Here is a 24,273-nt window from a genome sequence, read left to right as displayed (position 1 = left end):
GGCGGCCAAGATCATCGGCGGACAAAACCTCAATCGGGGAAATGATTGTAGCGCATGACATAAGCCATGGACTTAACGCCAATCAGCAAGTCAGGGCAGACGGCCTTCGGCGGAGGGATACCACTCCGGCAAATCTATCGAGGACATCAGCCGCTTGTGGATGCGTGTCACTGAAGCCAGCGATGGTAATGGCGCGGCAGATTTTTGCGGGCTCCCATGTTGCCAATAGATGATCGATTGTTTCCATGACAGTGGCATGCTTGCCATTTATCAATGCCGCAAGGATCTCCAACGAAAGATCACGGTCGTTGTCGAGGGTCGTTAGTCGTTCCTCACAAATTTTGGCGCAGACCGCGTTGTCCGCATGTCGCCACAAAGAAACGGTCTCTACAGGCAGCTTTACTATGCCCTGCACACGCCGAACGGTCGGGTCCAAATTGATCGTCCTGCGCAACAAGGATGCACCTTCGGGCAGCCCTACCAACGCGCATGCGATGCCAACTTGTATTGCGATATGATGCAAGTGTCGAAGGCGACTGTCAGCAGCCGCAGACAGTTTCCCTAGCACCCTTAGGCGAACATCTGGAGAGGCCGCCAGAATTGCGATCGTGCCCTCCAGGGTAAGGTCGTCGAGGATAAGGTCCGCTTCAGCTGCTGACAGTTGCTTGACGAAACGCCCAAACGCCCGACCTAAGCGCTTCTGGCGCTTGTCATGATCTTCTCTTGATTCATTGAAGCGTGCGACCTGAGCCTCGACGTTGGTCACTGGCGCTTCGTCCAAGGACATTATTGGAGGGGACGTATCCGAGGCGTCTGGGGCGCGTGTCCGCATCTCGGGTAGATCAGTGAGCTCGCCAATCTCAAGCGCGCTGTCCAAAGCCTGCTCAAGGCGTTCTGCGATGACTACGGAGGCGGCAGGACCAAGCTTAATTGCTGCAAAACCGAAGTGACCGAGGCTCATCCGGTTGAGCGCCTCATCGAGAGAAAGCAAGTTTTTTTTGGCCGCCTCTAAGATAGCCTGTGAACCGTACCACGCTTCGTATCCCCGCCTTTTCCCATTCGAGCTGCTTGCCGTCCAGCCGCTAGCGACCACCGCGCCGAGAGCATCCTTGTCGTTCGATGCGGCACAGATGCCCAGCGCAAACGACCGAACAAGGTCGATCGTCGACAACGTCAACTGTGCCGCCATTTGTAGCGTTTTCTGGGAAAGCTGGGGCCGGGAATAATGAACTACTGCCATTATTCTCGCTAGCGCCTTCTCGTCCCCGGTAGCTACCGCGCCCTGCAAAAAATCCTCAACCTCTGACGCAGACGCGGGTGTTATGGCGTTCAGGATATCTACTAGTACCATCTCGATGTTCATGCCGTCGATCGCAGCCCACTGCTCGCTGGGTGTAAGATGCGGCAATGCTGCGAGGATCGAGAACTGCGCCGTCAGCCACTCATCTCGCTCCTGTGTGTCTCCTCCCAAGGCTGCCTTGCTGGCCTGTCCAGCCTTCAGGAACTCGATTGCAATCTGACGATTTTGAGCCGCGCTGTGAGACCGCAAGGCGAGTACGCCTTGCCGACGTTTGAAACCCGTTCGCCCAAGAACATTACTCGCGAGAGTGCGATGCGCCAAAAGAGCATCCGCAGGGCGAAAGCGCACTACACCTGGCCGAGCCATGTTGAAGAGGTGATCCTCGGTTCCCGGCCCCATCGACGTGGCCAAAGCGAAGGGATCAACGATCCGGTATTTCTCCGCTGTTTCGTCGATGTTGTCCGGTTTAACCGACGAGGGATCACAGGGATCGTTGGCGCAATAATTCTCCAAGAGCGACCACCCACCGAACCTTTCGCGGTCACGAGTGAGCCATTCAGCCAGCGCTTCCGCATTTGCCGCATCATCTACGTCGCCAGTCGCTCGCAAAATCTCGACCCTTGCCCATTTGCCCACATCGGACGCTTTTCTGTCCTCAATGGCATCAAGGGACACGAGCAAAGCCTCGCGCGTAGCGGACCAATCAACCGGATTGAAACGGACAAGCTGGCGGAACTCCTTGTCCGGCGAATAGAGGATCGGGCTGAGAGCATCCGCGAAACTCCAACGAACGAAGTACGGCGCAAAGCGTGCCAACGGTTGTCCGGCCAAAAGAAAGAATGCGAAACGGTGCAACGCGTTATAGTCTGGGTGCTCTGATTGTACGAGGTTACTGGCTATGTACGCTTTCTCGGAACCCGTGAGCGCAGCCAAACTCTTATCTAGCGCGAGTTGGCGTTTTTCCCGTTCTTCGGCAACCTCCGTCTCGGGGTCGCGTCCCGGAACCTTGAACATCATGCGTTCAGGCGCCAGGGAATAGTGGGACAGCCATTCCTCTACTTTGGCAACGATCACCTGCCACACATGCGTATCCCTACGGTGCGCAAGCAGCGCGTGAAGCAGTAAGTCGGCATTCGGCACATGCAGCTTTGCGGTGTGGATGTGCTCGGCCGCTTGCAGGAAAGCTTCCGGCACCCTGCGTCCAAGCGCGGTCAGCTTTGCTTCTGTTGTTCGCGGCAGGTTCTGGAGGGAGACGAAGTGCTCGATGAGAGCGGCGCGGACTTCCATGCTGGTGTTTTCATCCACACAGGCGAGTTGGACAGCGTGCTGCACGACACGGCCCGTTTCATCAAGCGCGCTGATTGGCTCAAGGATCGAGGCAAGCCGCCCACGTGGATGCCGATCGTTGTCGAACTCCCGTTCCAGCGCGGCGATAAGCCAAAGCGCTAGGCCAAGGTCGAGGCCCGGCGAAGTTATCCGGTACAGGTTTGGGTCGCGACGAAGTGGTTGAAAGAACTGGCAGGATGCGACGGCCCTCAGGCTCTCAATCTGGTCGGCATCGAAGATGTGCAGGTCGTCCTTCTCGTGTTTCCCGCCGCGATCGAGGACTTCCTGGGCCAGCTTGCGGAGCAGGCCCGAGAACTCTTGACCGGAAAGCCGGGAGGTTCCGGACTGTTCCGATTGTCTCATGTGCTCGAACATCAGCCGTTCGACGCTCAACTCGTCGATTTGTTCGATGTCCCTGGCAGCCAGCAGTTCCACCGCTATACCGAATATACGAGGATTCCTGAGCGTTTCGAAGGTATCGGCGCTCAACATATCGCCGTTGATGCCGTGTGTTCGCAGGAGCTCGTTCAGCTCGTCGGCGGACCAATTCTCCAACAGCACCCGTATAGGCGCGGATGCGAGGGAGGTACGGATTTGTGCCCAGTGACCCGCGCGCGTCGTCAGGACGAGGCTTCCGCCGAGTTCCCGCAATCTCTGCCCTATGCCGTCGATATAACGGCCCCAATTCGTTGCACCGGTCTGGTTCAGCCCGTCGATAACGAGTGCTAGACGCACATTTTCCGGCTGCGGATTTTGCCGCCACATCCGTAGCCGTCGTTGCCATCGGTTGATCGTTGCAGCGGTTTCATGGCCCGCCGTCTGACGGATTAGTCGTTTGATCAACTGGTTATCGAAATCGCCACTTTGGGCCATCTCCAGGAAATCGTCCGCCGTACAGATCACCAGCAACGAACGTGGATGGCAGCCCAACCAACTCCGCACCACAAGCCACGACTTTCCAGCACCTTCCTCGCCGATTACAGCATATGGCTCCGCTGGCGGCGTGCCCACAAATGCTGCCTCCAATGCCTGTTCCGCTGACCGAGTCCTTGGTTTAACCCCGTCGGGATCGAGTGGCGCGAGTGGCTGGCCAAAGGTCATCCGGGCCTGCACGCGGCTTTCGAACACGCTGTGTAACCACGACTCATTGCCGGCCTTCGCGAGTCCAAGGCCGGCAGCTTCCGTGGACAGGCCGGCTTTCAGCTGTACCAGTCTGCTGGCGAAGGCGGCATCCTCGGTAAAGTAGTCGATCGCAGCCGATGCGTCGGCAACAAGCCCCGCGTGCGGTGTCGCAGCAAGCTTTGACTGAAGGAAGGCCTTAGTGTCATTCCCGCCGGCGACGACGGCGACGAGCAAGGCACCGATATCTGTGTCCGACCAATCAAGGACATGTACGCCAATACCGACTTGGCTGAAGTATTTTTTGATGTCGTCACGATCTTGAGACCCCACTTCCGACGTAACCCCAAGCATCCACAGGTCGACTTGGCCACGGTCATCAGCAACAAGGTCGAACGCCTTCGCTGCGACTTCGGTCTTGCTCAGCTTGCCGTCGTAGCGCTTACCCTCGAAATATGTCGCTCCCTGGTCGAAGGCGGAGTCGCCATCGCGCCCCCTTTGCGCGCCGCTGCTCGCAAGTCGGAACGGCTGGCTGAAGAGCCTCGCGAGGATGAGGGCGAGAAGTCCCTCGAACCCGTCAGGCCCCGAGGGTTTGAGTTTCAGCAGTGCCATCCGGAGGTTTTCGGCGTGTGTCCGGTCGCTTGGGGTCATAAGACTATTTTCATTATTCCATTGATTGGAGATATGTTGCCGCTCTTATGGATTTCGTCTCTGTTTTCTATTGGCATTTTAAAACACCGTGCCTGGCGTTACGCACAGAAACCTCATGCTCGATCCAAGTCTTACTGCGAGTGTACAGCGCGTTTAAACGCAGGATCAATGTCCGCTATGCGGCGGGAACAATTTTTGCTGGAACGGCGGGCGACAGCTTCTGGACCGGAACGCGCCTTCAAGTCGGTCATAGAGCCATGTTCGCGGTTGTCCGAAAGCGGACATCTTTATGACAGCGGCGTCACGTCGCGTGTGAGTCAGAAGCGCACAAATACCTCGGGGCCAGAGTTGTTTTTCCTGCCTCGAACTTAGCGCATACTTGTGGCTCGAAAGACCGGCGGCTTAACCGCACTTGAGGACCACAATGAGGCTTACTAGCCAACTCTTCGCACCGTGGAGAGGCCTTGACATCCGCGCTGCCCCCACCCAATATTCCAGCAACGGCGGCCTTTGGGCCGCCAACGAGGCAGCCAAAGCGTGTTTCCGGTCACTCCTGACGGCTGATAGAGGAAAAAACCGGGTTAGAAGGCCGCGCCGGAAACGGGCGGCCTTCATTTTACTAGACTAGGACTAGCGCAGCGAACTGAAGGCGATCTTTCCAATTTCGGTCGCCGGCTTTGCCGCAAACGCCGTGTAGCCAGGACGCTTTACGCCTCCTCTTGTCTTGTCGTAGTATACTGACAATATTCCTGACAATATAAATTGAAATCCTTGATGCAATTCGTTTTCACTTAGCTCCACATACATGTATCTCGCGAAGCTATTTTTAGGAGTGAGCTTAAGAGGTGGGCGGGTTTTGAACACATGCCAAGAGGAAAGGTCGCCGACGAACCCTATCATGTCGTCGAAAACACTGTTGCTCCCGTATAGGGTCTCAAGCTTTTCAAATAATTTGTTCTCTTTCAGTTCTTGCTTATCGGCAAGGTCAGAGTCGGTTGCGACTAAGGCTAGAAACGGCCCGCGGCGGCGTGCTTCGAGATTGCTCTCGTCACTGCGGCAAGCCTTTGAAGCCTCTAAAAGGGCATTACATTCTGCGATGATCTCTGCATCTCGGAGAGTCTTTTTTATAGATAACACTGCTACCACGCCCTCGGGCGGAACAATAACCGTATCGACCATTCGTTGGAAAACAGGATAAGTACCGGAGTCATAGACAATTATATCAAGCTGAGTCGTATGAATATCTTTGTCTCTGGACCTTGATCGATCGCTATCTCCAAGTTTAACTGCCGGACGCAGTATAAATCCGGTCAAAACCTCAAGGTCTTTTGGAAGATATTTTTGAAGGTACGAGCGCACCAGCGTTTCCACATACCTACCGTCTTCGCCGCGGTGCTCCGCCCCTGCGGTCTTTGGATTCGGCAGTAAGGTCTCGAACTGCCTGTAGACCGCTAGGAGTGATTTGACCTCCTGATTCCAGAAAACTTGTAGTCGTTGACCGTCCATGTGACCCTTCTCGGCGAATAGTTGGTTGTGCTGGCGCAGATGCGTATCGGAGACGGGCAGTCCCGACAGCTCGATCGTAATCAATTCGTCGAATGAAGGGATGTCCATGGCGGAATCTAGTCTACCACCGACTCAATCGGCTGGGTGCAAATATCATAATTATTAGCCGAACCTGGCCACCGCTGTGAGATAAGAGGGATCCGGCCCGACCGGCGTGCCTCGGCATCCTGCCAAAATCAAGCCCCTGAGGCTCGGTCAGTGTGTGTTATCGGTAAAGGGAGGATACAAGGGGGGAGGCAGAGTCGCATCTTGCGAGATTGGCCGCGAGTAAATGACGGCTTTGTGCCGCTCACTGATATCCGCACCAGCACCTCGGATGTCTACTTTCCCCAATGACCGTCTTTGCAGCCGTCGTTCCACTTTTAGCAGCCCCTGACCTGCCGTTTGACGTTGCGCCGTCTTCTAAGCCGTTCAGATGCGTCAACGCTTATCCCGAAAGCCGCCACTCGTTCACGCGATGGCTTACCACGACGAGAGACTAGTGGCGTTACCGCTTCCCAGCATTTAGGAAGGGCGCTCAAGTTGGCTGCGGTGGCAGCTAAACGAGGGGATAAATATTGCTTAGCTGAACCCCACTTCGGCTGTTTCCATCAAGTTCGATGACACTGAGTGGGCGCACTCGCCCTTCGGGGGTTTCGACCAGGTCGATGTTGGCGAATTTCTCGATAAGATGACGCGCCAAGGCTCGGCTGGAAGTGGTGATGACCATGTTCACCGATCGGCTTTCTTCGAGCACCATGGTGCGTAGAATGTCGAGCAGGCCGACCCGGTTGAGATCATCTAGGTGCGCCACCGGCTCATCGAGGAAGAATGTTCCGCCGAGGCTCCGCGCACGCGCCAGGAAAAGTGCGAGAGCCAGGTCCTGTCGCTGTCCTTGGCTGAAGTCTTTGCCCGGGTCGAGCTGCGCGTCGCCGGCATGGGCTAACCAATGAAGGAACTCGCTGTCCTCGCCGAGATTGATGCGATCATAGACCCGGTTGGCGTGCATGCGCGCGAACAGCGGGTTCACGACCTTGGCAAGATCCTGGACCTGCCGCTTGCTGATCGTGGTATAGGTATCCTGGAACAACGCCTGTGCGCGCGTTGCAGCGGCAATACGCGCGGTCATCCGCGCATGCTGTTCCTGCGCGGGTTTAATGGTGGCACGAAGCTCGACCAACTGCAAACGGCGCGCTTCAGCTGTCCAGGCCGCTCGCGCACCTTGGATATGCGCGTCGGCCCGGGCGAGCTTGTCCTGCTCATCCGTCAACTTTGTCTTGAGCTGTAAAAACGCCGCCTCGCTCCACGGCTGCTCCGGTGCGGCGATGTCCCACAAGGCCTGGAGTTCACCCAACTCGCTTCCCTTCGCCGCTAGCTGCTCGCGGCAGTCCCGCAAGCTTTGCTGGATTCCGGCATATTCCGCGCGCAGCCGATCCCGCCGCGTTGCGGCATCCTCGCTGTTGCGGGCCAGTCCCGCCAATTGAAGCTGCAATACGTGATCGCGTGCGCCGATCTGAGCGGAGACGCGTTCGACTAGCTCTGATAGCGGTGCTTGGTCCAGGACCAACTGCGCCGCGTCCGCGGGGAGCATGGTACGAACGAGCGCAATCTCTTCGTCAAGGGCGGCAAGCGCGTCGGCAATGTCGAGGCGCACACGCTGCAGACCCAACTCGCCAGTAGAAACCGACGCCGGCAGCCCCGCATTCTGCAGCGAAAATGCACGGCGTTCCGCGGCATCCGCAAGCGTTGCCCGCTCGCGATCCAGCGCGGCGAGCCGCGCATTTGCTGTGTGTGCGTTCTTTAGCTTCTCGGTCGCTATTCGGGCCGATGCTATAGCGGCCTGCGCCACCGCTTCGGCTTGGCTTGCAAGCTCGGGGATAGTCGCAAGTGCCGCTGTGATCGCAGCGCGCAGCGCGTCGGCTGTCAACCAGTCGTGCGCGCATACTGGACAACTGCTTGCCGAATGGCCATGGTCACGCGCGAGCACTTCGCGTGCCGCCGATTGAAGCCTGGACAAGGGCCCAGCCGCGGCGTCGCGCTGTTGGTTCGCAGCCGCCGCCCGGCGTTCCGCATCGGCAGCCTCGGCCCTCAAACCAGCGAGCGCTGCCTCGGAGACGGTGGCGGCGCTGGCAGCCTCGCGCTCGACGTCGAGCAGACGCAACCGTTCGACCTCTCGTTCGGCCTGTTCCAATCCCGCAGAAAGTTCAGTCAACTGTGCGCGGCGCTCGGCGCGCGCATCGGTGGGCCACCCTGTCTCGGGCAGACCGGCGCGCAGAGCGCCAAGCGTCACGGGGACAGGATCAAACACCGACGCGCGGTGCATGATCGAAAGCATCGCGGCACTCCGCCGCGCTAGGCGATCACTCGTAGCCACGTGCCCGCAGTTTCTTCAGTATCAGCTTCGCCCGCCGGCCAGATAAGGTGCTTGCGGCAAACCTGCGAAGATAGTTCGAGGCGCCGAACATCCTCACTGGCATCCGCTGCCGGTGCGGCCGGTAACGCAAGCACAAGATACCCGTCGATCGGGCCACGCGACTGCGCCTCGCCGCGCACGAGCATCTCGTCGAACCAGCCCTGGCCCTCGCGGGCAGCGGCAATAACGCCCGCGGCATCGCTCGCACCGCACGGCCAAAGGACAAGTCGGGCATAGCTAGAGGTCCACAATGTTGTCCCTGCCGGGACCGCGTGCTCGCCCGCCACGACAGGCAACCCAGCCTGCTGCAGCCCTACCTTCGCGCAAAGTTCGTCGACCTGCGCCACCGCAAGGTGGAGACTGCCGGCGGCAGGCTGTACTTCCGTCATTCTGCACCATCCTCGGCAAAGCATGCATCTATCTGTCCAAGCAACGTCGCAACGCGCCCGGCATCGGCGTCCTCTTCGAAATCGGCATATACATCCGCTACGTTTGCGAGACCGAGGCCGGCAACCCGCCGCAGGCTTCTTGCCGCGGTGAAGTCGTCTTCTCGCGCGGCGAGCGATCCACCTACGGCCAGTTCGGCACCCGACGAAGGCGCGGTGCTAATATCGTCACGGCGGTCCTGCGGAATCTCGCCCTCAACCAGATCTCCATTCGGTCCAGCGCCCAGCACGATTAGATCCGGATGTTCGCCGCCGGGCAGTATGCGCCACGCGGCAAGGTCGCGCCGCATCGCTAATCGCGACTTGTCGGGCGACCGCCATACCAGCAGATGCTTCGCATTCGCCAGCCGCAGTTGGCCCGTCAGCTTGGGGTTCGCCTGCCAAGAGATTCCGTCAATCGACTTGAGTGTGGCCACGGCGTGGATGCCCGCTCTGAACGCGGCGCTCGTCTCCGCGACGTGGAGCCTGTCAGGATCCTGTGGCTGTGCGGGATCAACTCCACTCAACGTTGAGTTGAGCAGCGCCGCCGGCGTGGGCGCTACCGCTGCACGCAACTGCTCTACAACAAGGTTAAGCCCGATCTGAAGGCGAGGCGCTGCTGTGGCGACCGGCGGATAACGGCGCAGGAAACGCGTGATCTCGCCCGCCGCAGGCGACGGCGCTGGACCAGTAAGTGCGGCAAGCCCGGCATTGCCGATCGGGCAACTCATATTGCCGCGCCAGGCGAACTTGCCCTTAACCGGCGTGAACGGTCCCCACGTAACGTACCCGGCGGTCGCGCAAGCCTCTGTGACCCGGACCACGCCGCCTGCGATACCCATGTCATTGAGTGCACGTACTGCCGGCAGATTGTCCTGGCCCTTGGGTAGCGCATCGAAAGGAACGTAAAGGCCGCTCAAACTGCGCCATTTGTCATGGGCTTCATCGGCCTTCGGCGCATCCGCAGCGATGTTGCACAAAGCGACTGCCCCGGCCGTCCGGCAAGCACAGTGTTGAGCAGTGAGTTCACCGCGGCGACCCAGTTGACGTTGTATCCGCTCTGCAGCAGCGATCCCACCACCAGTGCAGGTCGATCAGCGGCGGTCGTGCCAAGCGCGTGCAGAATCCGCGCTTGCGGCGAGCCTGCATTCTGTGCCGCCGGTTGCAGCAGGTCAGCGCAGATCAGAGGAAAGATATCGACGTCGCCGAATGCAAGATGGATAATGGCGCGGCCTTCCTGAAGATCGGGCAAGTTCACCGCTTCGACCGACTGCTCCAGCACATTCTTGAGATAGGCAATGCAGTGCGTGGTTTCGCCTGGCGTATGAAGCCAGCACCATCCGCCATTGACCCGCTGGATATCGCTGATCGCGCCGTCGGCTTCGCGCCAGCCAAGGTGCCGTTGCGTGGCTTCACCGGCGCCTGCTGCCTGCCAGTCAAGTACCGACTGACCTATTGTCGCGCCGAAACCGGCCACAAGGATGATCGGGCGGGTCGCTGCACGAACCAGTGCGTCGATCTCAGTCCAATCCGTCGAGCCAAATGCATATTCGGGTGCGACAACCAACACCGGATCCGCACCGGGGATCATGCGCTGCAACGCCAGCACCGCATGATCCGGTCCACCAATCAGCAGATCGCGCACCGTGCTGATTGCCAGCGGCCGGGAGTGATCGCCATCGACCGCAGGGACAGACGGCGGCAACTGCAACAGGCATATGCCAAGACGGGTAGCCGCCAGCAGGGAAGCGGCGACTTCTACCCGTGTGACGCGTTCAGAATAATGGAAGGTAACGTCGGGCACGTTGCAGGCTTCACTCACTTCTTCTTGATAACTACCTTAACGTGTCAGAAAATGCGCGTCATGCGAAATTTAAGGCCGAGTTCTCATGATCGGCAACAACTACAGACTCGCCTACCGATCAGCGTCTGGCTGCTTGATCATCAGCTTTCAGGTAGCAGGCTTCCAACATAGAACCCTTGCAGTTGGATCGGTCGCCGAGCGGCGGCGTTCCACTTATGCTTAACGGCAAGACGATGGCCCGCGCCCTGAACCTTGAATTTGCGCGTTCTTCCACCGGCCAATGGTGGCCGAAGGAGAACTCAAATGGGTATCGCACAATATGATCCTGTTGCACTGGAGCGCCCCGCGTGGAACGCCGGTCGGAAAGTCGGCGTAAAGAAACCGCTCAAACAGCGGCAAATTTGGGCAATTCGTTTCTTTCTCGATAGGGAGGGGCGCATGCGAGACCGAGCGCTGTTCGATCTCGCGATCGATAGCAAGCTACGAGGCTGCGATCTCGTTAAGATCAAGATCGGAACTCTCGTCACGGGCCAGGAGATCCGAACACGAGCAATGGTCATACAGCAGAAAACCGGACGTCCTGTACAATTCGAGATTACGGCGGAGGTCAGGGCAAGTTTGCTCACTTGGCTTCAACGAAGAGGTGGCACCATAGATGACTTCGCATTTCCGAGCCGAGTCGATCATGCTGATCATCTCAGCACCCGCCAATATGCTAGGCTGGTTGATGAGTGGGTCACTGCGATTGGGTTGCGTTGTGAAGATTACGGCACGCACTCTCTTCGACGCACGAAGGCTGCGATGATCTACAAGGCCACCGGAAATCTTCGTGCGATCCAGATTTTGCTCGGTCATACCAAGATCGAGAACACGGTCAGGTATCTGGGTGTTGATGTTGAGGATGCTCTTGAACTCGCCGAGCACACGGAGATTTAAGAATTTGTAGCGTCGCATCGGGCGATGCCGTTCGTGCATAATCGAGCGGCATCGTCCATTCGAGGAAGCGATTATCGCCCGCTTGCCCGACATTCAAACCGGATCGTCCAAAGCCTAACAGCGGAAACTCTTGGCGGCGGAAATCAGCCAAGAAAGGAGTGGCACGCCAGATTCAATGAGCTCAGAATCCGCTGTGGTTGCGGTTCCAGCCTTCAATGCAACATCTCTGGCTACGAAAATGCAGCACGCTCGTCACCGGTCGGGAATAAATGCCCTGCGGTCGCCCGGCTGGGCAAACTCTCCAGCAAACCAGTGATATTTCACCGCACCCGCGACCGTTTTCGGTGGTTCCTTGTTCTCGACGATAATGATCTGCAAAGCTGGATCAACCGAAGTCAGGGATTTCCAGAATGCCGCTTCGATGCCCTCGTCGACTGGCCCATCCTTAGAGGTGCTGGCAGCCCTGCCGGGGATGTTCTTCTTATAGCTGGTCAACGGGGAGTCGATGATGACCATGCCCAGGTGAGGCCGACCGCCCTTCTTGCAATGTCGCAGCAAACCAATGACGAAGGCAGAATGAAGAACGGCTCGCACCCCTTTGCCATGCGACTGGCGAGCCTGACCGTCGACCACGATATCGAAGGCATCCTTGTCGAATTCGACGCGGCCTTCACCTTTCCATTGCCATTCCTTGAGGACTGCTTCGATCTGGATGCACAGATCGCGAAGCGCGGTGGACGGCAGGGACTCCCATTCGCGTTTCGGCGTTTTGCTGCCGCCGGCGCCCTCGAGATCCGATCGCAACGTTCGCAACGTCTGCGCTTGCTCCTCGTCTGAGCGGCGTCCCTCCAATTCTATGCGACGTGCTACCAACGTTTCTAAACGCGCGGTAGTCTCCCTCACAGCTGGCGCGATAACCTCTGCGATCCTTCTGTCTGTCCGCTCAAGCGTGACGCTCGCCGAGGCACCCTCTTTCTCGTGCTTCCCTTTGATGGCTTCCAAGGTCTGGATCGCGGCAGCGAGGTCCTTTTTCTGCCCCAGTATCTTGGCGGCCTCGGCGCGAGCCGACTCCATGACACCCGAGATCGACAGCGCCGCATGAGCATGCTCGTCGGTCATCGGCTGTTCGCACAACGGACAGGTGACCGCTTGCAGGCCTTCGAAGAAGTGAGCTCCCTCGCTCACGAAATCGAGCCTATCGAGGTCGGAGCCATATCGAGCGTCGAGCAGGCGGTAGCGCGTGAGCAGTTCATCAGCGGCAACGATCTGCGACTGCGCGCGCTGGAGCGTTTGTGTCGCCTCCAGTCGTTCTGCCTGTAGTTCAGCACGTTCTCCAGAGGCTTCAGCCAACGAAGCAGACAAACGGGCGATTGCCGTTTCGACCTTATCGATGGTGTTCTCGTCGGACGCCGGCTGCTGGCTCAAACGTTTTTCTATCGGCTCCAGAAGATTGCTTATGACGCCGATCTGAGCCGTCAGACGCGCTCTAGTGATCTCCACCTTCTCGGCCTCGATTATGCCGTCGTCATCCTTGCCGGTGAGCATGTAGGCGAACATGCGCTTGCGAGCAGTTTCGTCAAAGGCTGCCTTGCCGAGAACAGGCGAGACCTCATCGATAATGCTGATCTCATCCACCAGCACGACCGACATGAGGAGCCGCAGCGTGAGGCGCTGGACGCTGCCGCGATCGTTCTTGCGCAACACGGCTTCCGGAATGCCGGCGAAGGTGAGGATCGCCTCGGTGACGTCAAATGCCCGACTTTTGCCGGACCGCTTCGCGCTAAGAACCGTGCCCTTTTCCTTGATGTCCTCGATCGAGCAGTAGTGGGCGGCCAACTCTCCGCCCGACAGATGGCGCTCGATTGTCAGGATTTCACCGGAGCCGCTCTCGAATTGCACGAACAGCGTGGAATAGGGTTCAGCTTCCGGAATGCGCTTCGTCATCTCATCGGCGCCGAAGATGTAGTCTAGGCAGCGCAAAAGATAGCTCTTACCGGTATCTGAATCACCAGCGACGATATTGCCCCCAGTCGTGAAGTCGATCTCGGCATCGAGAACGCCCTTGCCGCGAAGCAGGATTTTGCGGATCTGAAGCATGTTAGAGCTCAAGCTCCCTGAGCGCAGTGAGACGGTCGAATTCCCCACCCCAACGCCCAATGTTCTGCGACATGAAAGCGTCGAGCTCAGAATCCGCGAAGTCGCCGAAGTTGTTGGCAACCCATTCGGCGCGTTCGCGTAATGCTGCTGCGTAAGCTGTGCGCAGCAAGGCCAGGAAAGCGCTTGTAAGCTGTGTGGCGCGGTAGAGTATGCCGGACGTGTCGAAGGATTTTTTCAGAAGTTCTCGCGAGTGCATCTGGTTAAGACCTGCATTGATCAGATCGCGCTTGACCAACAATTCGCCTCCACGAAAAGGGACGGCCGGATGGAGGCTGGATGGTCCTCCCGGCACGTCGCCGGAATGGACAAGCAGATAGTCGTATGAAACGAGGCGCTGCAAGTCGGCTGGCCGATCGTGCTGTGCATCCAGCATGAAAAGGATTCGCAGGCCGCACTCGAGCGGTGTGTTGAAAGGCCGAGGGTGGGAGGGGCGGTCGATCATCGCGCGCACCAATCGACACGTTTTTCATTTGCCATCTGATGACACATGCCTTCCCGATCATTGGGCACGACATGCGGCGTCAGGACGTGAGCGCTCAACTGTAGCGCCTGAGACGCCTTGACCGTGTCGACGATGCGATCGAGACCAAGGCGGTCAGGATCGGTGTAATGATGATAGAGGCCATCGCAGAATTCATCTAGCAGCGTGTCGAAGTATGCCATGTCGGCCATTTGGTCACGGGCGAGTTCCTTGAGGCCCTCAGCGGAATAGAACGTGAGGCGTGAGCGATCAAATAGGCGCTTGAGATAGGGATCGTGCGCGAACGAGGCCGTGTCCGTCACTTTCACGCCGAGCTTGCGGCCGATGGCGTCCAGCATCTGAGCGACATAGCCAGTTTCCTGTGGGGCGACGGTGGACGGCGGAGCCTTCGCCGGCGCTCGAAGTATCAAGGGAGCGCCGAAAACCGTGAGGTGATAGCGGGTCTTCTCGTGCTCGGCGATCAGGTCGAGCGGCTGCTTGGCTCGAAAGATGCCGAAGTCGAAAGACTCGATATGGGCTCTCAGGTCGGCCGTCAGCTCGATGGCAGTCGTCGAGGTGATTTTGGTCCGGCAGTGGGTGGCCCAGTTTTTCAAGATTTCGGCCCGCATCGCGGAGGGATCGTCGAGCAGGTCCTGAAGCGGTGAGGTCACTCCCTTATGGGTGACGAACCAGTATTCTTCCGGGGACGTGTAGTTCCCGATATGGGTGTAGTACAGGACCTTGCCGATCTCTTCGAAGGCCGTCCCCGTGCCCAGTGCGGTGGCGTAGTGCTTGCACTGATATAGATGCCACCGGCGCCTAGGCGAACCAGGGGGATCGAACCAGACCACGACATCGCGACCCTTGTCCCCCGCACCGCCTCGGAGTTGTACTTCGAATACACCCGGCATCTTGGTCTTGAGGTAGTCATTGCCCCACTCAAGCACGAGACGCTCAAATTCTTTGTCGTCGAACGCAGCCAATCGATCCAACTTCGACACGGGCAATCCGGCGCCGACGCCGAGCAAGCGAGCGTTAGCCCCGGGCCAAGGCGAAGGCGTGGGCAAAGCTGTCAATGTTGATTTGCTTGTCGACTTGCTCACCCTCGAAACGTCTCCTCACGGATGCTTGGCGCAATCAAATACCCATCGTTGCAGCAATAATCCAGATGCTCGAAAGAATCTAAGGCGATGCACCTGTCATGCTACCTCAGGCTTCATGACGCCCTAGCTATCAAGAGCCAGCGCAAGGGCGAACGGCTGTTTTCGGTTCTACCGTCACCAAACCCAGACAGTCTGCTGTCGGCCCCATATTAGTCATTCAATGTGATCGCTTAACTGCCTTCGTGATTTTCAGGTACTTGTGAAATTATACACCACGACAACCTCGTGAATACCGATCGCAGTCAAATGGTTGCTTTCGTCAGAGAAGACCTTTGGCCTTGAGGTCGGCGGCGAAGGTTGCGAGCGGCATGACCAGCGTGAGTGGGCGGTTCTCAAGCGGCTCGGCCCCGTAGCCGGCATACCATTGCGCTGCCCGCGCGCCCTTGGCGTCGATGATCAGCAGCACGCCGCCGGCCTCGGTAGCGATCCGTAGGCAGCGCAACGCAACGGCCGCGAGGAGTTGGCCGCCCAAACCTTGGCCCGCTACCGTCACGTCGGTTGCGATGCGTGCCAGCTTGAAACCGGAAACCTCGTGCTGGGCCAATCCTTTCGTCATCGACGCCGGCACGACCTCATGGGCTATGGCGGAGGGAGCGACGGTGTAGAAGCCGAGCACGCGATTGGGCGTGGCAACGTCGATCGCGCAGAACGTCTTCGAGGCATTCTGTTCGTGGCTTTGGCGCGCGTAGCGCCGGAGGAAATCGTTCATCGCGGGATCGCCGCAGTCGAAGGACTGACGATCGTGCGACTTCGCGATGGCTTCCTCTCTCCAGGCGGGCAGTGTCATAGGGTGTCGGGCAACGCCGCGATTGCCGCCCGCAGCTTTGCGTTGGGCTTGGGCGGATTTTCCAGCAGCTCAAGCACGCGCGCATGATCGCGCGACGAGAGCCGAACGACCTCGGCGGCCTCGATCACGGCTTCGGCCTCCCGCAAGGCGGTCTGGGTCACGAAGTTGGTCAGGTCGGTGTTGCGCAACGCGGCCGCGCGCACGAGCTTGGCCTTCGTTTCCGGCGAGACACGTAGGTTCATGCGCTTGTTGTCATCCACGGCAGCTTGGGGCATCTCCGTCTCCCTTGTGAAGTGTACTTGTTCAAGATGTACGTAATCTTAGCCTGATTTTCAAGCCTGTGCATCTTGATGGCGTACGCGATCCTTTGGTCGCCGCTGTCACGAATGGTCCAGCAGGGGAGGGCTTCCTATTAAGCCTTTCCGGTCAACGCCCCAAGGCCTCCGCATGCCGGCCGCAAGATTCCGCCGGACTGTCGTATCGGATTGTAGTACAAGACTGTCGTACAGGAATATTAGGTGATAAGGATTTAGTAACCTTCTCAACGGCTTGAAATGGGTTGGATTCTCTGGCTGGGAATCCTGGCGCCCCAGCCACGGCTTTCAGGCCGCGCTTGCGAAAGTCGGGTATCGAAGGCTCGCCGCCTCTTCTTCTTGTGGAACGTTCGGTGCTATCACCGTCTTTCAACGAAAGACGGGAGATCGAGCATGAGCGCGAACAAGGTAGCCGTAATCACCGCGGGCGGCAGCGGCATGGGGGCGGCGTCCGCGCGGCGGCTTGCGGCTGATGGCTTCAAGGTCGCGATCCTGTCCTCCTCGGGCAAGGGCGAGGCGCTGGCGAAGGAACTGGGCGGCGTCGGCGTGACCGGGTCCAACCAGTCGAACGAGGACCTGAAGGGGCTCGTCGATCTCGCCGTCTCGACCTTCGGGCGCATCGACGTGCTGGTCAACAGCGCCGGCCACGGGCCGCGCGCCGAGATCACCGCCATCAGCGACGAGGACTGGCACAAGGGCATGGACACCTACCTGATGAACGTCATCCGTCCCGTGCGGCTGGTGACGCCCGTCATGCGCGAGCAGAAGGCCGGCTCGATCGTCAACATCTCCACCGCCTGGGCCTTCGAGCCGTCCTCGATGTTCCCCACCTCGGCGGTCTTCCGCGCCGGGCTTGCCGCCTACACCAAGATCTTCGCCGATACCTACGCGGCCGAGAACGTCCGCATCAACAATGTCCTGCCGGGCTGGATCGACAGCCTGCCGGGCACCGAGGAGCGGCGCGAGAGCGTGCCCATGAAGCGCTACGGCACCATGGAGGAGATCGCCGCGACCGTCGCCTTCCTCGCCTCCGAGGGCGCCGGCTACATCACCGGCCAGAACATCCGCGTCGACGGCGGCCTGACGCGCTCCGTCTGACGTCAGGCGAGGGTGCCGAGGGGAATGATCTCCTTCGCACCCTCCTGCCACGCATGGCCCTCCCAGTCGCCGAGCCAGCGCTCGACGCGAAGGCCGGCTTCGGCGATCAGCGCCTCCAGTTCGGCCTTTTCCGGAAAGGCGATGCGCGAGGCGGCGGAGAGGCGCTCGCCGGTGGCGCGGATTTCGTAATGCGTGCCGTAGGTGACGATGCCGGTTCCGGCGTCGAGGGCAACGTCGTTCCACGCGGAGACCGTGCCGAAGCGCGGATGGTCGAGAAGCCGCATCGATTCCTCCGGCCCCCATTCCTCCCATTCCCGGCAGGCGGGGTTGCGGCTGTCGAAGATGAAGCGGCCGCCGGGCGCAAGATGCGCCGCGATGGTGGCGAGCGCCGCACGGCGATCCTCCTGCGTGAGGAAGACCTGGAAGGCATGGCCGGTCAGGACCACGAGGTCGAAGCGGCGGCCGAGCCGCAGCGTGCGCGCATCGCCTTCGACGAACTCTACGCCGCCCGCCCCGGCCTTCGCCCGGGCGATACCCAGCATGGCCGGCGCCGGATCGACCGCGACGACCGTCCGTCCGCCGGAAACCGCGATGGCGAGCTCCCCCGTGCCGCAGCCGAGGTCGAGCATGCTGGCCGCCCCCTCCGCCAGCGCCCGGCAGAAGGTGAAATCCGGCGAACGCTCCCAGCCGTTTTCCAGGTCGTAGAAATCGGCAAGCGCCGGGTCGTGGTAAAGGCGGTCCGCGTCCATCTTCTCTTCCTCCCAACAAAAAGGCCGCGCGTTTCCGCGCGGCCCCGAACGATCGGCCTCAGCCGGTGATCATTTCCCGTCGCCGGCGGCGTCGAGGACCTTTTCGCAATGCGTCGGGCCGCCCTTCGGATCGACGCGGTCGCCGACGGCGCGGATATTGGTGATCCTGTAGGCGTCGTTGACGGTGAGTTCCACCGAGCAGGACCTGCCCTTGGCAAAGCCGCCGCGCCACTTGTAGAGCGTCGTGCCGCCCGCGCCGGCCGTGTCGGAAAGCGGCGGGCCATAGGCCGCGAAGAAGCTGCCGGCGGTCTTGCCGTTCCAGCGCGCCTGCAGCGGATTGGTGGGAACGCTGACCGTGGTGCATGCGGTGAGGGCAAGCGCCACGCCTGCCAGGATTGCAATGCGGGAGTTCATTTGTGCCATTTCCTTGGACTTGGTGCGGCCGTTCTGCGGCGACTCGGGACCGGTGCCTTGATTTCGCCATAGCGCAGCGCGCGCCAAAGGGGAATCGCCCCTGCGCCAACTTCGCGGCCGTCCCGCGCGAAGCGCGGCGATACGTGCGGATTTGCAACAGTCGGCGCGGCAGGCCGTCGATGTCAGGCAGGAGGCTGGCTAGGCGAGGGGGATGGCATTGTCCGCCTTGCACGCCTGGTAGGCGGCCGACAGGGCGTCGTATTTCTGCCGGATCGCTTCGGCCCGCGCCTCGAACGATGCGCGCTGCGGCTCGGGAAGGAGGTCGACGAGATCGCGGATCGACCGGCCCGTCCAGAAGGCGTTGGTCCGGTTGTAGCCGCCCGGCTCCAGCGTGAACACCTCCTTCAGGATCTTCAGGTCGTGCGGAATGGAGAACGCATCCCGGGAATCCTCGTGGCTGAAGAAGTAGAAGAAAGTGTCGAACCCGGCCCAGGTGATCGCCGAAAGGCACATGGAGCACGGCTCATGCGTCGACAGGAAGATGAGATCCTTCGTTTCCGGCCGTCCGGCCGCCTCCATCTCGTAGAAGCGCTTCAGGGCGTGGATTTCGCCATGCCACAGCGGGTTTTCCGTCTCGTTGTTGGTCTCGACGAGCACCGCGGCGAAGTCCGACTTGCGCAGCAGCGCGGCGCCGAAGATCTTGTTGCCGGCCGCGACCCCGGCCTCCGTTACCGGGATGATGCCGGCCTCCATCGTGTCGAACAGGGCATCGAGCAGGCGCCCGGTTTCGGTCTCTTCCGCCATCAGGCGTCTCCTCTTGGTGTCATGGGAACAGCGTCGATGCGCGTCGTGCCGTCAGGCATAACGCCGGCGGTAGGGGTTGCATCGCGAAGCAGGGGATCGGGTATCATGTCCACGGTTCCATCGTTGAACCGGCCGTCGGCCGGCTTCGCGGGGGACTCTGTTCCGAGAGGTGCGAACTCCGGATCGTCATCGACATGCGTCGAGCGGGACATTGCGTGCAAGGCTTGCGCCTTGGCTACCGGCGACCTTGCAATTTTTCCGGAAAGCCTGTCAACAGCCTCGAAAGGGCGATGCAGGCGAGGAGGCGACGATGCCGCATGTGATAATCAAGATGGTCGAGGGCCGAACGGAAGAGCAGAAGAGGGCGCTCGCCGATGCGCTCGCCAGCGCCGTCACGGCGTCGCTCGGCTGCGGCGAAGATCTCGTGTCGGTCGCGATCGAGGACGTCAGGGACGAGGACTGGATGGCCAGCGTCTATGTCCCGGACATCCGGCAGCGCTCCGGCACAATGTACCGGATGCCGGGCTACGGGCCCGAGGATTGAGGTCGTCGCCGCAAACGCCGGCGGCTACTGCCGCTGGAGCGTGATCCGGCTCGTCGTCACCATCTTGCCGGAAGCGGGATCGCGGTCCGTCGTCGTGAGCGTCAGGCCGTTCTTCCCGGCCTTGGCAAGGGAAAGATTGGCGCGCCGGTCGCCGTTGACCGCCTTTGCCCAGCCGATGGCAAGGTTCAGCGTCTCGCCCTTGCGCCGGCCGGACAGCGATGCCGGCCCGGAGCCGGCCCCGATATAGGATCCGCGGTAGGTGCCGCCCGAGATCTTCAGGTCGACGCCGACCGCCCGCGACACGACGACCAGGCCGCGGCACCGCCCCTTCAGCGACAATGAGCTTCCGGTGGTGGCGGAGGTGAACCGGCAACTGACGCCGATGGGCGCCTTGTTGGTGCGCAGCCGCACCTCGCCCTTGCCGGCATATTCACCCTTCAGGCTCCCCAGAAACTGCTCTTCCCCGGCATTTGCCGGCATGGAGAACAGGAGCGGGACACAGCAGGCCATCATGGCCGGAACGATAGGGTTCATGGTTCTTCTCCCGAAACGTGCAGCGTTGCAGGCCTAACCGCAGGACGCCCCGCGCGGTTCCGCCGCGCGTCAAATTCGGGCGTGCCGTTCCACGCGCCGATTCGAAAGAAACCGTTCGTGTCGTCACTCCGTCCGGGTCGGGCGGCCGTCCCGGCGCATGGTGACGGTGACGGGCCGTGCCGGCGGCCGGGATGAACATCCTCAAGGCCCCGCCGGCCCGACCGCGCCGCTTGCTTGGCGACGCGGGGCGGTGCGCGCGGTGATCAGGCCGTGGCCTGCCCCGCCCGTGACCCCTCCGGTTCTATCTTCGATCCCGATGCGCTTTATGCCGCCGACCCTATTGACTTTGCGGCGAAAGGATCATGATATATTATATATCAAGACGAAAAGGGGACGCGAATGGTCACGATCAACTGTGACATGGGAGAGGCTTTCGGCATTTACCGGTTCGGTGACGACGAGGCCTGCATGCCCTTTGTGACCCATGCCAACATCGCCTGCGGTTTCCACGCGTCCGACCCGGTCGTCATGGCGAAGACCGTGCGCCTGGCCAGGAAGGCGGGGATCAAGGTCGGCTCGCATCCGGGCCTGCCGGACCGGGAAGGCTTCGGGCGCCGGCCGATGCGCATGACCCGCGAGGAGGTCTCGGCGCTCACCATCTACCAGACGGGCGCGCTGGAAGGTTTCCTGCGGGCCGAGGGCGTGAAGCTCTCCCACATCAAGCCGCACGGTTCCCTGTTCGGCATGGCGCAGAACGAGCCTGAAGTCGCCGAGGGGATCGCGGATGCGGCCGAGGTGTTCGGCGTGCCGGTCATCGCCTTTTCCGATTGCTGCATGTCCGAGGTCTTCACCCGGCGCGGCATCCCGTTCAGCTGCGAATTCTATGTCGACATCGACTACGGCGACGACGGGCGGCAGATCATCTCCCGCGAGCACCCGCCGATCTCGGCGCAGGAAGTCGCGGAGAAAGTGCGCCGCGCCATCGATACCGGCCTGACCCGATCGGTCAACGGCAAGGATGTGCAGGTGGTGGCCGAATCGATCTGCGTCCACTCCGACACGCCGAATGCCATCGAGGTCGCCCGGGCGGTCTTCGACGAGTTGAACCGCAGCGGCAAGCTTTCCAGGGATTAGGGCGATGCGCACGCTGGCCGGACAACCGTTGCAGGAGGACATCGTCGAGGCCATCGCCCCGGCCTTGCGGGCGATCGCCGCGTCGATCGGCCCCGAGGGCCGTCATGTCATCTATTGCAACGGCGGCCGCGTGCAGGCTGCGCGCACCGGCAGCGAGATCGCCCGCCGGATCTGTTCGGATCATTTCGCCGGGCGCCTGCTGAAGGAAGCGCTTGTCGATGCCGAGCGGCAGTTCGGCGATGGAACCGCCCGACTGGCCGTGATGGCCGGCGCGGCCCTTGCCGAAGGGCGCCGGGCCGGCGAGGCGGCGATTGAGACGGATCGCCTCGTCGAGGCGCTCGCCTTGCTGCGGCCGAAGCTGGACACGGCCTTCGCGGAAGAGACCCGCGGTTGCGACACCGGCGCCGGGCTCGTCGCTGCCGCCGGGGTCGATGCCACGCTCGCCGGCCTCATTCTCGAAGCGGACGCCGCGGCCGGGCCGGGCGGGCTGGTCGAGGTTACGGAAGCGCTGGAAAGCGCCGTGACCGGGGTCGACGGTTTCAGCTTCGAGGCGCGCCATGTCGGGGCGGGCGAACTGGCGGCGATGGACGATGTCCATGTCATCGTCGCCAACGAGATGCTGACGGATTTCAGGACGCTCGTTCCCGTTATCGAGGGATTTGCCGAGCGCGGCAAGGCGCTGCTCGTCGTGGCGCGCGGCATCGAGGGCGCGGCGCTGCAACTGCTTGAACGGAACCGCAAGGCCGGCGTCGTCAAGACCGCGGGGCTCGTTCCGGGCGACGCCGGGCCGCGCGCCGTCGAAATCCTGGAAGACCTCGCGGCGGCGAGCGGCGCGACGATGATCTGCGCCCAGGCCGGCACCTCCATCGAGGCGCTGAAGCCCGCCATGCTGGGCAGGGCGGCGAAATTCCGCTTCGAGCGCGGGCGGGTCCATCTGGCCGGCGCTGAGGGTGCGCCGGAGCGCATCGCCATGCGCATCGCGCTGGCCGAGGCCGAGATCCGGGCGAAACGCTACCTGCCGCTCGATCGCGAACATGCCGAGCGCCGCCGTGCGCGCCTCGCCGGACGCTGGGTGGAACTGGCTGTCGCCCGCGGGTTCGAATCCGCCGTGCAGATGGAAAGCGCGCGCCGCGCCCTCGTTGCGCTCCGCGCCGCACGTACGGAAGGCGTCATCGCCGGCGGCGGGCGCGGGCTGGAGAACATCGCCGACCGCCTGAGGAGCGTCGCCGCGCACGATGCCGCCGGGCGTGCCGCTGCCGCCATGGTCGACGCGGCCCTGCGGGCGCCGGGCCGGTGCCTTCGCCGCAACGCCTCGGAAACACCCTCGCAGGCGCGCGGTGCCATGCCTGCCTCCGTCGCGGATCCGGCGCGGCTTTCCCGCGACGTGCTGGACGTTGCGCTTTCGCTTGCGGTGCGCCTTGCCGGGATCGGCGGGGCGGTCCTGCGCCATTGAACCTGAATATCGGACAAGAGTGAGACCAGAGCACATGAACAGCGACGTCGTGGATCCGATGCTTGAGATCGAGGATCTCGTCCACTGCTACGGCCCGGTGAGAGCGCTTTCGCATGTCTCCGTCTCCGCCGCCAAGGGGGAGTTCCTGACGATCCTCGGCTCCAGCGGATCCGGCAAGACCACGATGCTGCGGGTGATCTCGGGCCTCGAGATGCCGACATCGGTAAAGAGGCTGCGGATCGGCGGCCAGGACGTCGCCCGCCTTCCGGCGGCCAAGCGCAACTGCACCACCGTGTTCCAGAGCTATGCGCTCTTCCCGCACATGAACGTCGTGGAAAACGTCGCCTACGGCCTGAAGATCCGCAAGGTGAATGCGGCCGATGCGCTGAAGGAGGCGCGGCGGGCGCTGGCGATGGTGCAGCTCGAAGGCAAGGCGGACCGGCGGATCGGGCAGTTGTCCGGCGGCGAGCGCCAGCGCGTGGCATTGGCCCGCGCCGTGGTCACGCAGCCGGCCGTGCTGCTGCTGGACGAACCGCTGGGAGCCCTGGACGAGCGCTTGCGCCAGGACATGCAGATCGAGCTGATGGAGCTCCAGCGCAGCCTGGGCATGACCTTCATCTACATCACCCACAGCCAGGAGGAAGCCCTGACGATGAGCGACCGCGTCGTCCTGATGCGGTTTGGCCAGATCGTCCAGAGCGGCAGCCCGCTCGATCTCTTCGACCGGCCGGAAAGCCGCTTCGCCGCGGGTTTCATGGGCTACGAGAACATTCTGGAAGCGACGCTGGTGGCGCGGGAAGGGACCCTCGGCACGGTCGAGTTCCCCGGCGGGCTGCGCATCCGCGGCGTGGTCACGGCGACCGGCCCGAAGGTCGGCGATACCGTCGCCATCGCGCTGCGTGCCGAGCGCATCTCGCCGGTTTCGACCGTCACGCCCGACAGCGTCGAGGCGACGATCACCAGCCGCATCTACCGCGGCAAGTACACCGACGTCACCGTCGCCACGGGCGCGGGGCCGCTGCGCCTGCGGAGCTGGCATGGCGGGGCAGGCGAGGCCGAGGAAATACAACGGGTTGGCTGGAACACGACGGATGCCGTGATCTTCGCCGCGCAGTGAAATGCAAGCCAGGAAAACCAAAAGGG

General features: G+C 61.4%; 20 protein-coding genes and 1 pseudogene. 6 read left to right on the top strand and 15 right to left on the bottom strand.

From position 1 onward, the window contains the following. Positions 1–82: 82 nt before the first annotated feature. From L0976_RS22110 to L0976_RS22085, 6 genes are all read right to left on the bottom strand, one after another. Positions 83–4,357 (bottom strand): hypothetical protein, encoded by a 4,275-nt coding sequence (locus L0976_RS22110; RefSeq protein WP_234189306.1) that lies wholly within the window; start codon positions 4,355–4,357, stop codon positions 83–85. Between the two features lie 669 nt (positions 4,358–5,026). Continuing rightward, positions 5,027–6,010 (bottom strand): DUF6602 domain-containing protein, encoded by a 984-nt coding sequence (locus L0976_RS22105; protein ID WP_234189305.1) that lies wholly within the window; start codon positions 6,008–6,010, stop codon positions 5,027–5,029. Between the two features lie 490 nt (positions 6,011–6,500). Beyond that, the gene (locus L0976_RS22100) at positions 6,501–8,276 is read right to left on the bottom strand and encodes a hypothetical protein (protein WP_234189304.1); all 1,776 of its coding nucleotides are present in this window, start codon (positions 8,274–8,276) and stop codon (positions 6,501–6,503) included. Positions 8,277–8,293: 17 nt separating this feature from the next. Continuing rightward, positions 8,294–8,743 (bottom strand): hypothetical protein, encoded by a 450-nt coding sequence (locus tag L0976_RS22095; protein WP_234189303.1) that lies wholly within the window; start codon positions 8,741–8,743, stop codon positions 8,294–8,296. Continuing rightward, a complete protein-coding gene (locus L0976_RS22090) occupies positions 8,740–9,759 on the bottom strand; it encodes an ABC-three component system protein (protein WP_234189302.1) in 1,020 nt (339 codons plus the stop codon). Before L0976_RS22090 ends, L0976_RS22095 begins: the two co-directional genes overlap by 4 nt. Next, positions 9,696–10,583, bottom strand: a complete 888-nt coding sequence (locus tag L0976_RS22085; protein ID WP_234189301.1) for a hypothetical protein — start codon at positions 10,581–10,583, stop codon at positions 9,696–9,698. Before L0976_RS22085 ends, L0976_RS22090 begins: the two co-directional genes overlap by 64 nt. A 303-nt stretch (positions 10,584–10,886) precedes the next feature. Between L0976_RS22085 and L0976_RS22080 the strand changes: the two genes are divergently transcribed. Next, positions 10,887–11,519: a tyrosine-type recombinase/integrase gene (locus L0976_RS22080; protein ID WP_234189300.1), complete on the top strand. Its 633-nt coding sequence runs from the start codon at positions 10,887–10,889 to the stop codon at positions 11,517–11,519. A 252-nt stretch (positions 11,520–11,771) separates the two neighbouring features. Here the strand turns inward: L0976_RS22080 and L0976_RS22075 are convergent, their stop codons facing one another. From L0976_RS22075 to L0976_RS22055, 5 genes and pseudogenes are all read right to left on the bottom strand, one after another. Further along, complete coding sequence (locus L0976_RS22075; RefSeq protein WP_234189299.1) at positions 11,772–13,616, bottom strand: hypothetical protein; 1,845 nt, start codon at positions 13,614–13,616, stop codon at positions 11,772–11,774. A gap of 1 nt (position 13,617) precedes the next feature. Then, complete coding sequence (locus tag L0976_RS22070; RefSeq protein WP_370643771.1) at positions 13,618–14,118, bottom strand: ABC-three component system middle component 2; 501 nt, start codon at positions 14,116–14,118, stop codon at positions 13,618–13,620. Continuing rightward, complete coding sequence (locus L0976_RS22065; protein WP_234189297.1) at positions 14,115–15,239, bottom strand: ABC-three component system protein; 1,125 nt, start codon at positions 15,237–15,239, stop codon at positions 14,115–14,117. Before L0976_RS22065 ends, L0976_RS22070 begins: the two co-directional genes overlap by 4 nt. Before the next feature lie 319 nt (positions 15,240–15,558). Further along, a complete protein-coding gene (locus L0976_RS22060) occupies positions 15,559–16,086 on the bottom strand; it encodes a GNAT family N-acetyltransferase (protein ID WP_234189296.1) in 528 nt (175 codons plus the stop codon). Then, positions 16,083–16,367 (bottom strand): annotated as a pseudogene (locus L0976_RS22055) (DUF1778 domain-containing protein); the annotation flags it as partial. The gene L0976_RS22060 and the pseudogene L0976_RS22055, both read right to left, overlap by 4 nt. A 426-nt stretch (positions 16,368–16,793) precedes the next feature. Between L0976_RS22055 and L0976_RS22050 the strand changes: the two are divergent. Continuing rightward, the gene (locus L0976_RS22050) at positions 16,794–17,498 is read left to right on the top strand and encodes an SDR family oxidoreductase (protein ID WP_203318135.1); all 705 of its coding nucleotides are present in this window, start codon (positions 16,794–16,796) and stop codon (positions 17,496–17,498) included. A gap of 2 nt (positions 17,499–17,500) precedes the next feature. Here L0976_RS22050 and L0976_RS22045 read toward each other — a convergent pair whose 3' ends face one another. From L0976_RS22045 to L0976_RS22035, 3 genes are all read right to left on the bottom strand, one after another. Next, positions 17,501–18,247 (bottom strand): class I SAM-dependent methyltransferase, encoded by a 747-nt coding sequence (locus L0976_RS22045; protein WP_234189294.1) that lies wholly within the window; start codon positions 18,245–18,247, stop codon positions 17,501–17,503. A 69-nt stretch (positions 18,248–18,316) separates the two neighbouring features. After that, complete coding sequence (locus L0976_RS22040) at positions 18,317–18,661, bottom strand: hypothetical protein (RefSeq protein WP_203318137.1); 345 nt, start codon at positions 18,659–18,661, stop codon at positions 18,317–18,319. A 198-nt stretch (positions 18,662–18,859) separates the two neighbouring features. After that, positions 18,860–19,465, bottom strand: a complete 606-nt coding sequence (locus L0976_RS22035) for a nucleoside deaminase (RefSeq protein WP_234189293.1) — start codon at positions 19,463–19,465, stop codon at positions 18,860–18,862. 310 nt (positions 19,466–19,775) lie between these two features. Between L0976_RS22035 and L0976_RS28660 the strand changes: the two genes are divergently transcribed. Further along, on the top strand, positions 19,776–20,009 hold the full coding sequence (locus tag L0976_RS28660; RefSeq protein ID WP_255696132.1) for a tautomerase family protein: 234 nt from the start codon (positions 19,776–19,778) through the stop codon (positions 20,007–20,009). Positions 20,010–20,033: 24 nt separating this feature from the next. Here the strand turns inward: L0976_RS28660 and L0976_RS22025 are convergent, their stop codons facing one another. Continuing rightward, positions 20,034–20,543, bottom strand: coding sequence for a hypothetical protein (locus L0976_RS22025; protein ID WP_234189292.1), 510 nt, complete (start codon positions 20,541–20,543; stop codon positions 20,034–20,036). Between the two features lie 399 nt (positions 20,544–20,942). On the opposite strand from L0976_RS22025, the gene pxpA reads away from it, so the two are divergent. Genes pxpA through L0976_RS22010 form a run of 3 tightly spaced genes read left to right on the top strand, consistent with a single transcriptional unit; the run spans position 20,943 to position 24,247 of the window. Next, on the top strand, positions 20,943–21,677 hold the full coding sequence (gene pxpA, locus L0976_RS22020) for a 5-oxoprolinase subunit PxpA (protein ID WP_234189291.1): 735 nt from the start codon (positions 20,943–20,945) through the stop codon (positions 21,675–21,677). Between the two features lie 4 nt (positions 21,678–21,681). Then, the gene (locus L0976_RS22015; protein WP_234189290.1) at positions 21,682–23,130 is read left to right on the top strand and encodes a hypothetical protein; all 1,449 of its coding nucleotides are present in this window, start codon (positions 21,682–21,684) and stop codon (positions 23,128–23,130) included. A 34-nt stretch (positions 23,131–23,164) separates the two neighbouring features. Beyond that, positions 23,165–24,247 (top strand): ABC transporter ATP-binding protein, encoded by a 1,083-nt coding sequence (locus L0976_RS22010; RefSeq protein ID WP_234189289.1) that lies wholly within the window; start codon positions 23,165–23,167, stop codon positions 24,245–24,247. The last annotated feature ends 26 nt before the right edge of the window (positions 24,248–24,273 follow it).

The organism is Shinella sp. NM-101, from assembly GCF_021401195.1.
GTDB lineage: Bacteria > Pseudomonadota > Alphaproteobacteria > Rhizobiales > Rhizobiaceae > Shinella.
Note: the sequence above shows the minus strand (reverse complement) of the source record. Positions and strands in the feature narration are given on the sequence as shown.

Bases quoted from the DNA above. Each gene is read 5' to 3' on its own strand.
- L0976_RS22010 (WP_234189289.1), top strand. From the start codon at position 23,165: ATGAACAGCGACGTCGTGGATCCGATGCTTGAGATCGAGGATCTCGTC.
- L0976_RS28660 (WP_255696132.1), top strand. From the start codon at position 19,776: ATGCCGCATGTGATAATCAAGATGGTCGAGGGCCGAACGGAAGAGCAG.
- L0976_RS22100 (WP_234189304.1), bottom strand. From the start codon at position 8,276: ATGCTTTCGATCATGCACCGCGCGTCGGTGTTTGATCCTGTCCCCGTG.
- L0976_RS22015 (WP_234189290.1), top strand. From the start codon at position 21,682: ATGCGCACGCTGGCCGGACAACCGTTGCAGGAGGACATCGTCGAGGCC.
- L0976_RS22025 (WP_234189292.1), bottom strand. From the start codon at position 20,543: ATGAACCCTATCGTTCCGGCCATGATGGCCTGCTGTGTCCCGCTCCTG.
- L0976_RS22070 (WP_370643771.1), bottom strand. From the start codon at position 14,118: ATGATCGACCGCCCCTCCCACCCTCGGCCTTTCAACACACCGCTCGAG.
- L0976_RS22040 (WP_203318137.1), bottom strand. From the start codon at position 18,661: ATGAACTCCCGCATTGCAATCCTGGCAGGCGTGGCGCTTGCCCTCACC.
- L0976_RS22105 (WP_234189305.1), bottom strand. From the start codon at position 6,010: ATGGACATCCCTTCATTCGACGAATTGATTACGATCGAGCTGTCGGGA.
- L0976_RS22035 (WP_234189293.1), bottom strand. From the start codon at position 19,465: ATGGCGGAAGAGACCGAAACCGGGCGCCTGCTCGATGCCCTGTTCGAC.
- L0976_RS22095 (WP_234189303.1), bottom strand. From the start codon at position 8,743: ATGACGGAAGTACAGCCTGCCGCCGGCAGTCTCCACCTTGCGGTGGCG.
- L0976_RS22080 (WP_234189300.1), top strand. From the start codon at position 10,887: ATGGGTATCGCACAATATGATCCTGTTGCACTGGAGCGCCCCGCGTGG.
- pxpA (WP_234189291.1), top strand. From the start codon at position 20,943: ATGGTCACGATCAACTGTGACATGGGAGAGGCTTTCGGCATTTACCGG.
- L0976_RS22110 (WP_234189306.1), bottom strand. From the start codon at position 4,357: ATGGCACTGCTGAAACTCAAACCCTCGGGGCCTGACGGGTTCGAGGGA.
- L0976_RS22075 (WP_234189299.1), bottom strand. From the start codon at position 13,616: ATGCTTCAGATCCGCAAAATCCTGCTTCGCGGCAAGGGCGTTCTCGAT.
- L0976_RS22050 (WP_203318135.1), top strand. From the start codon at position 16,794: ATGAGCGCGAACAAGGTAGCCGTAATCACCGCGGGCGGCAGCGGCATG.
- L0976_RS22060 (WP_234189296.1), bottom strand. From the start codon at position 16,086: ATGACACTGCCCGCCTGGAGAGAGGAAGCCATCGCGAAGTCGCACGAT.
- L0976_RS22045 (WP_234189294.1), bottom strand. From the start codon at position 18,247: ATGGACGCGGACCGCCTTTACCACGACCCGGCGCTTGCCGATTTCTAC.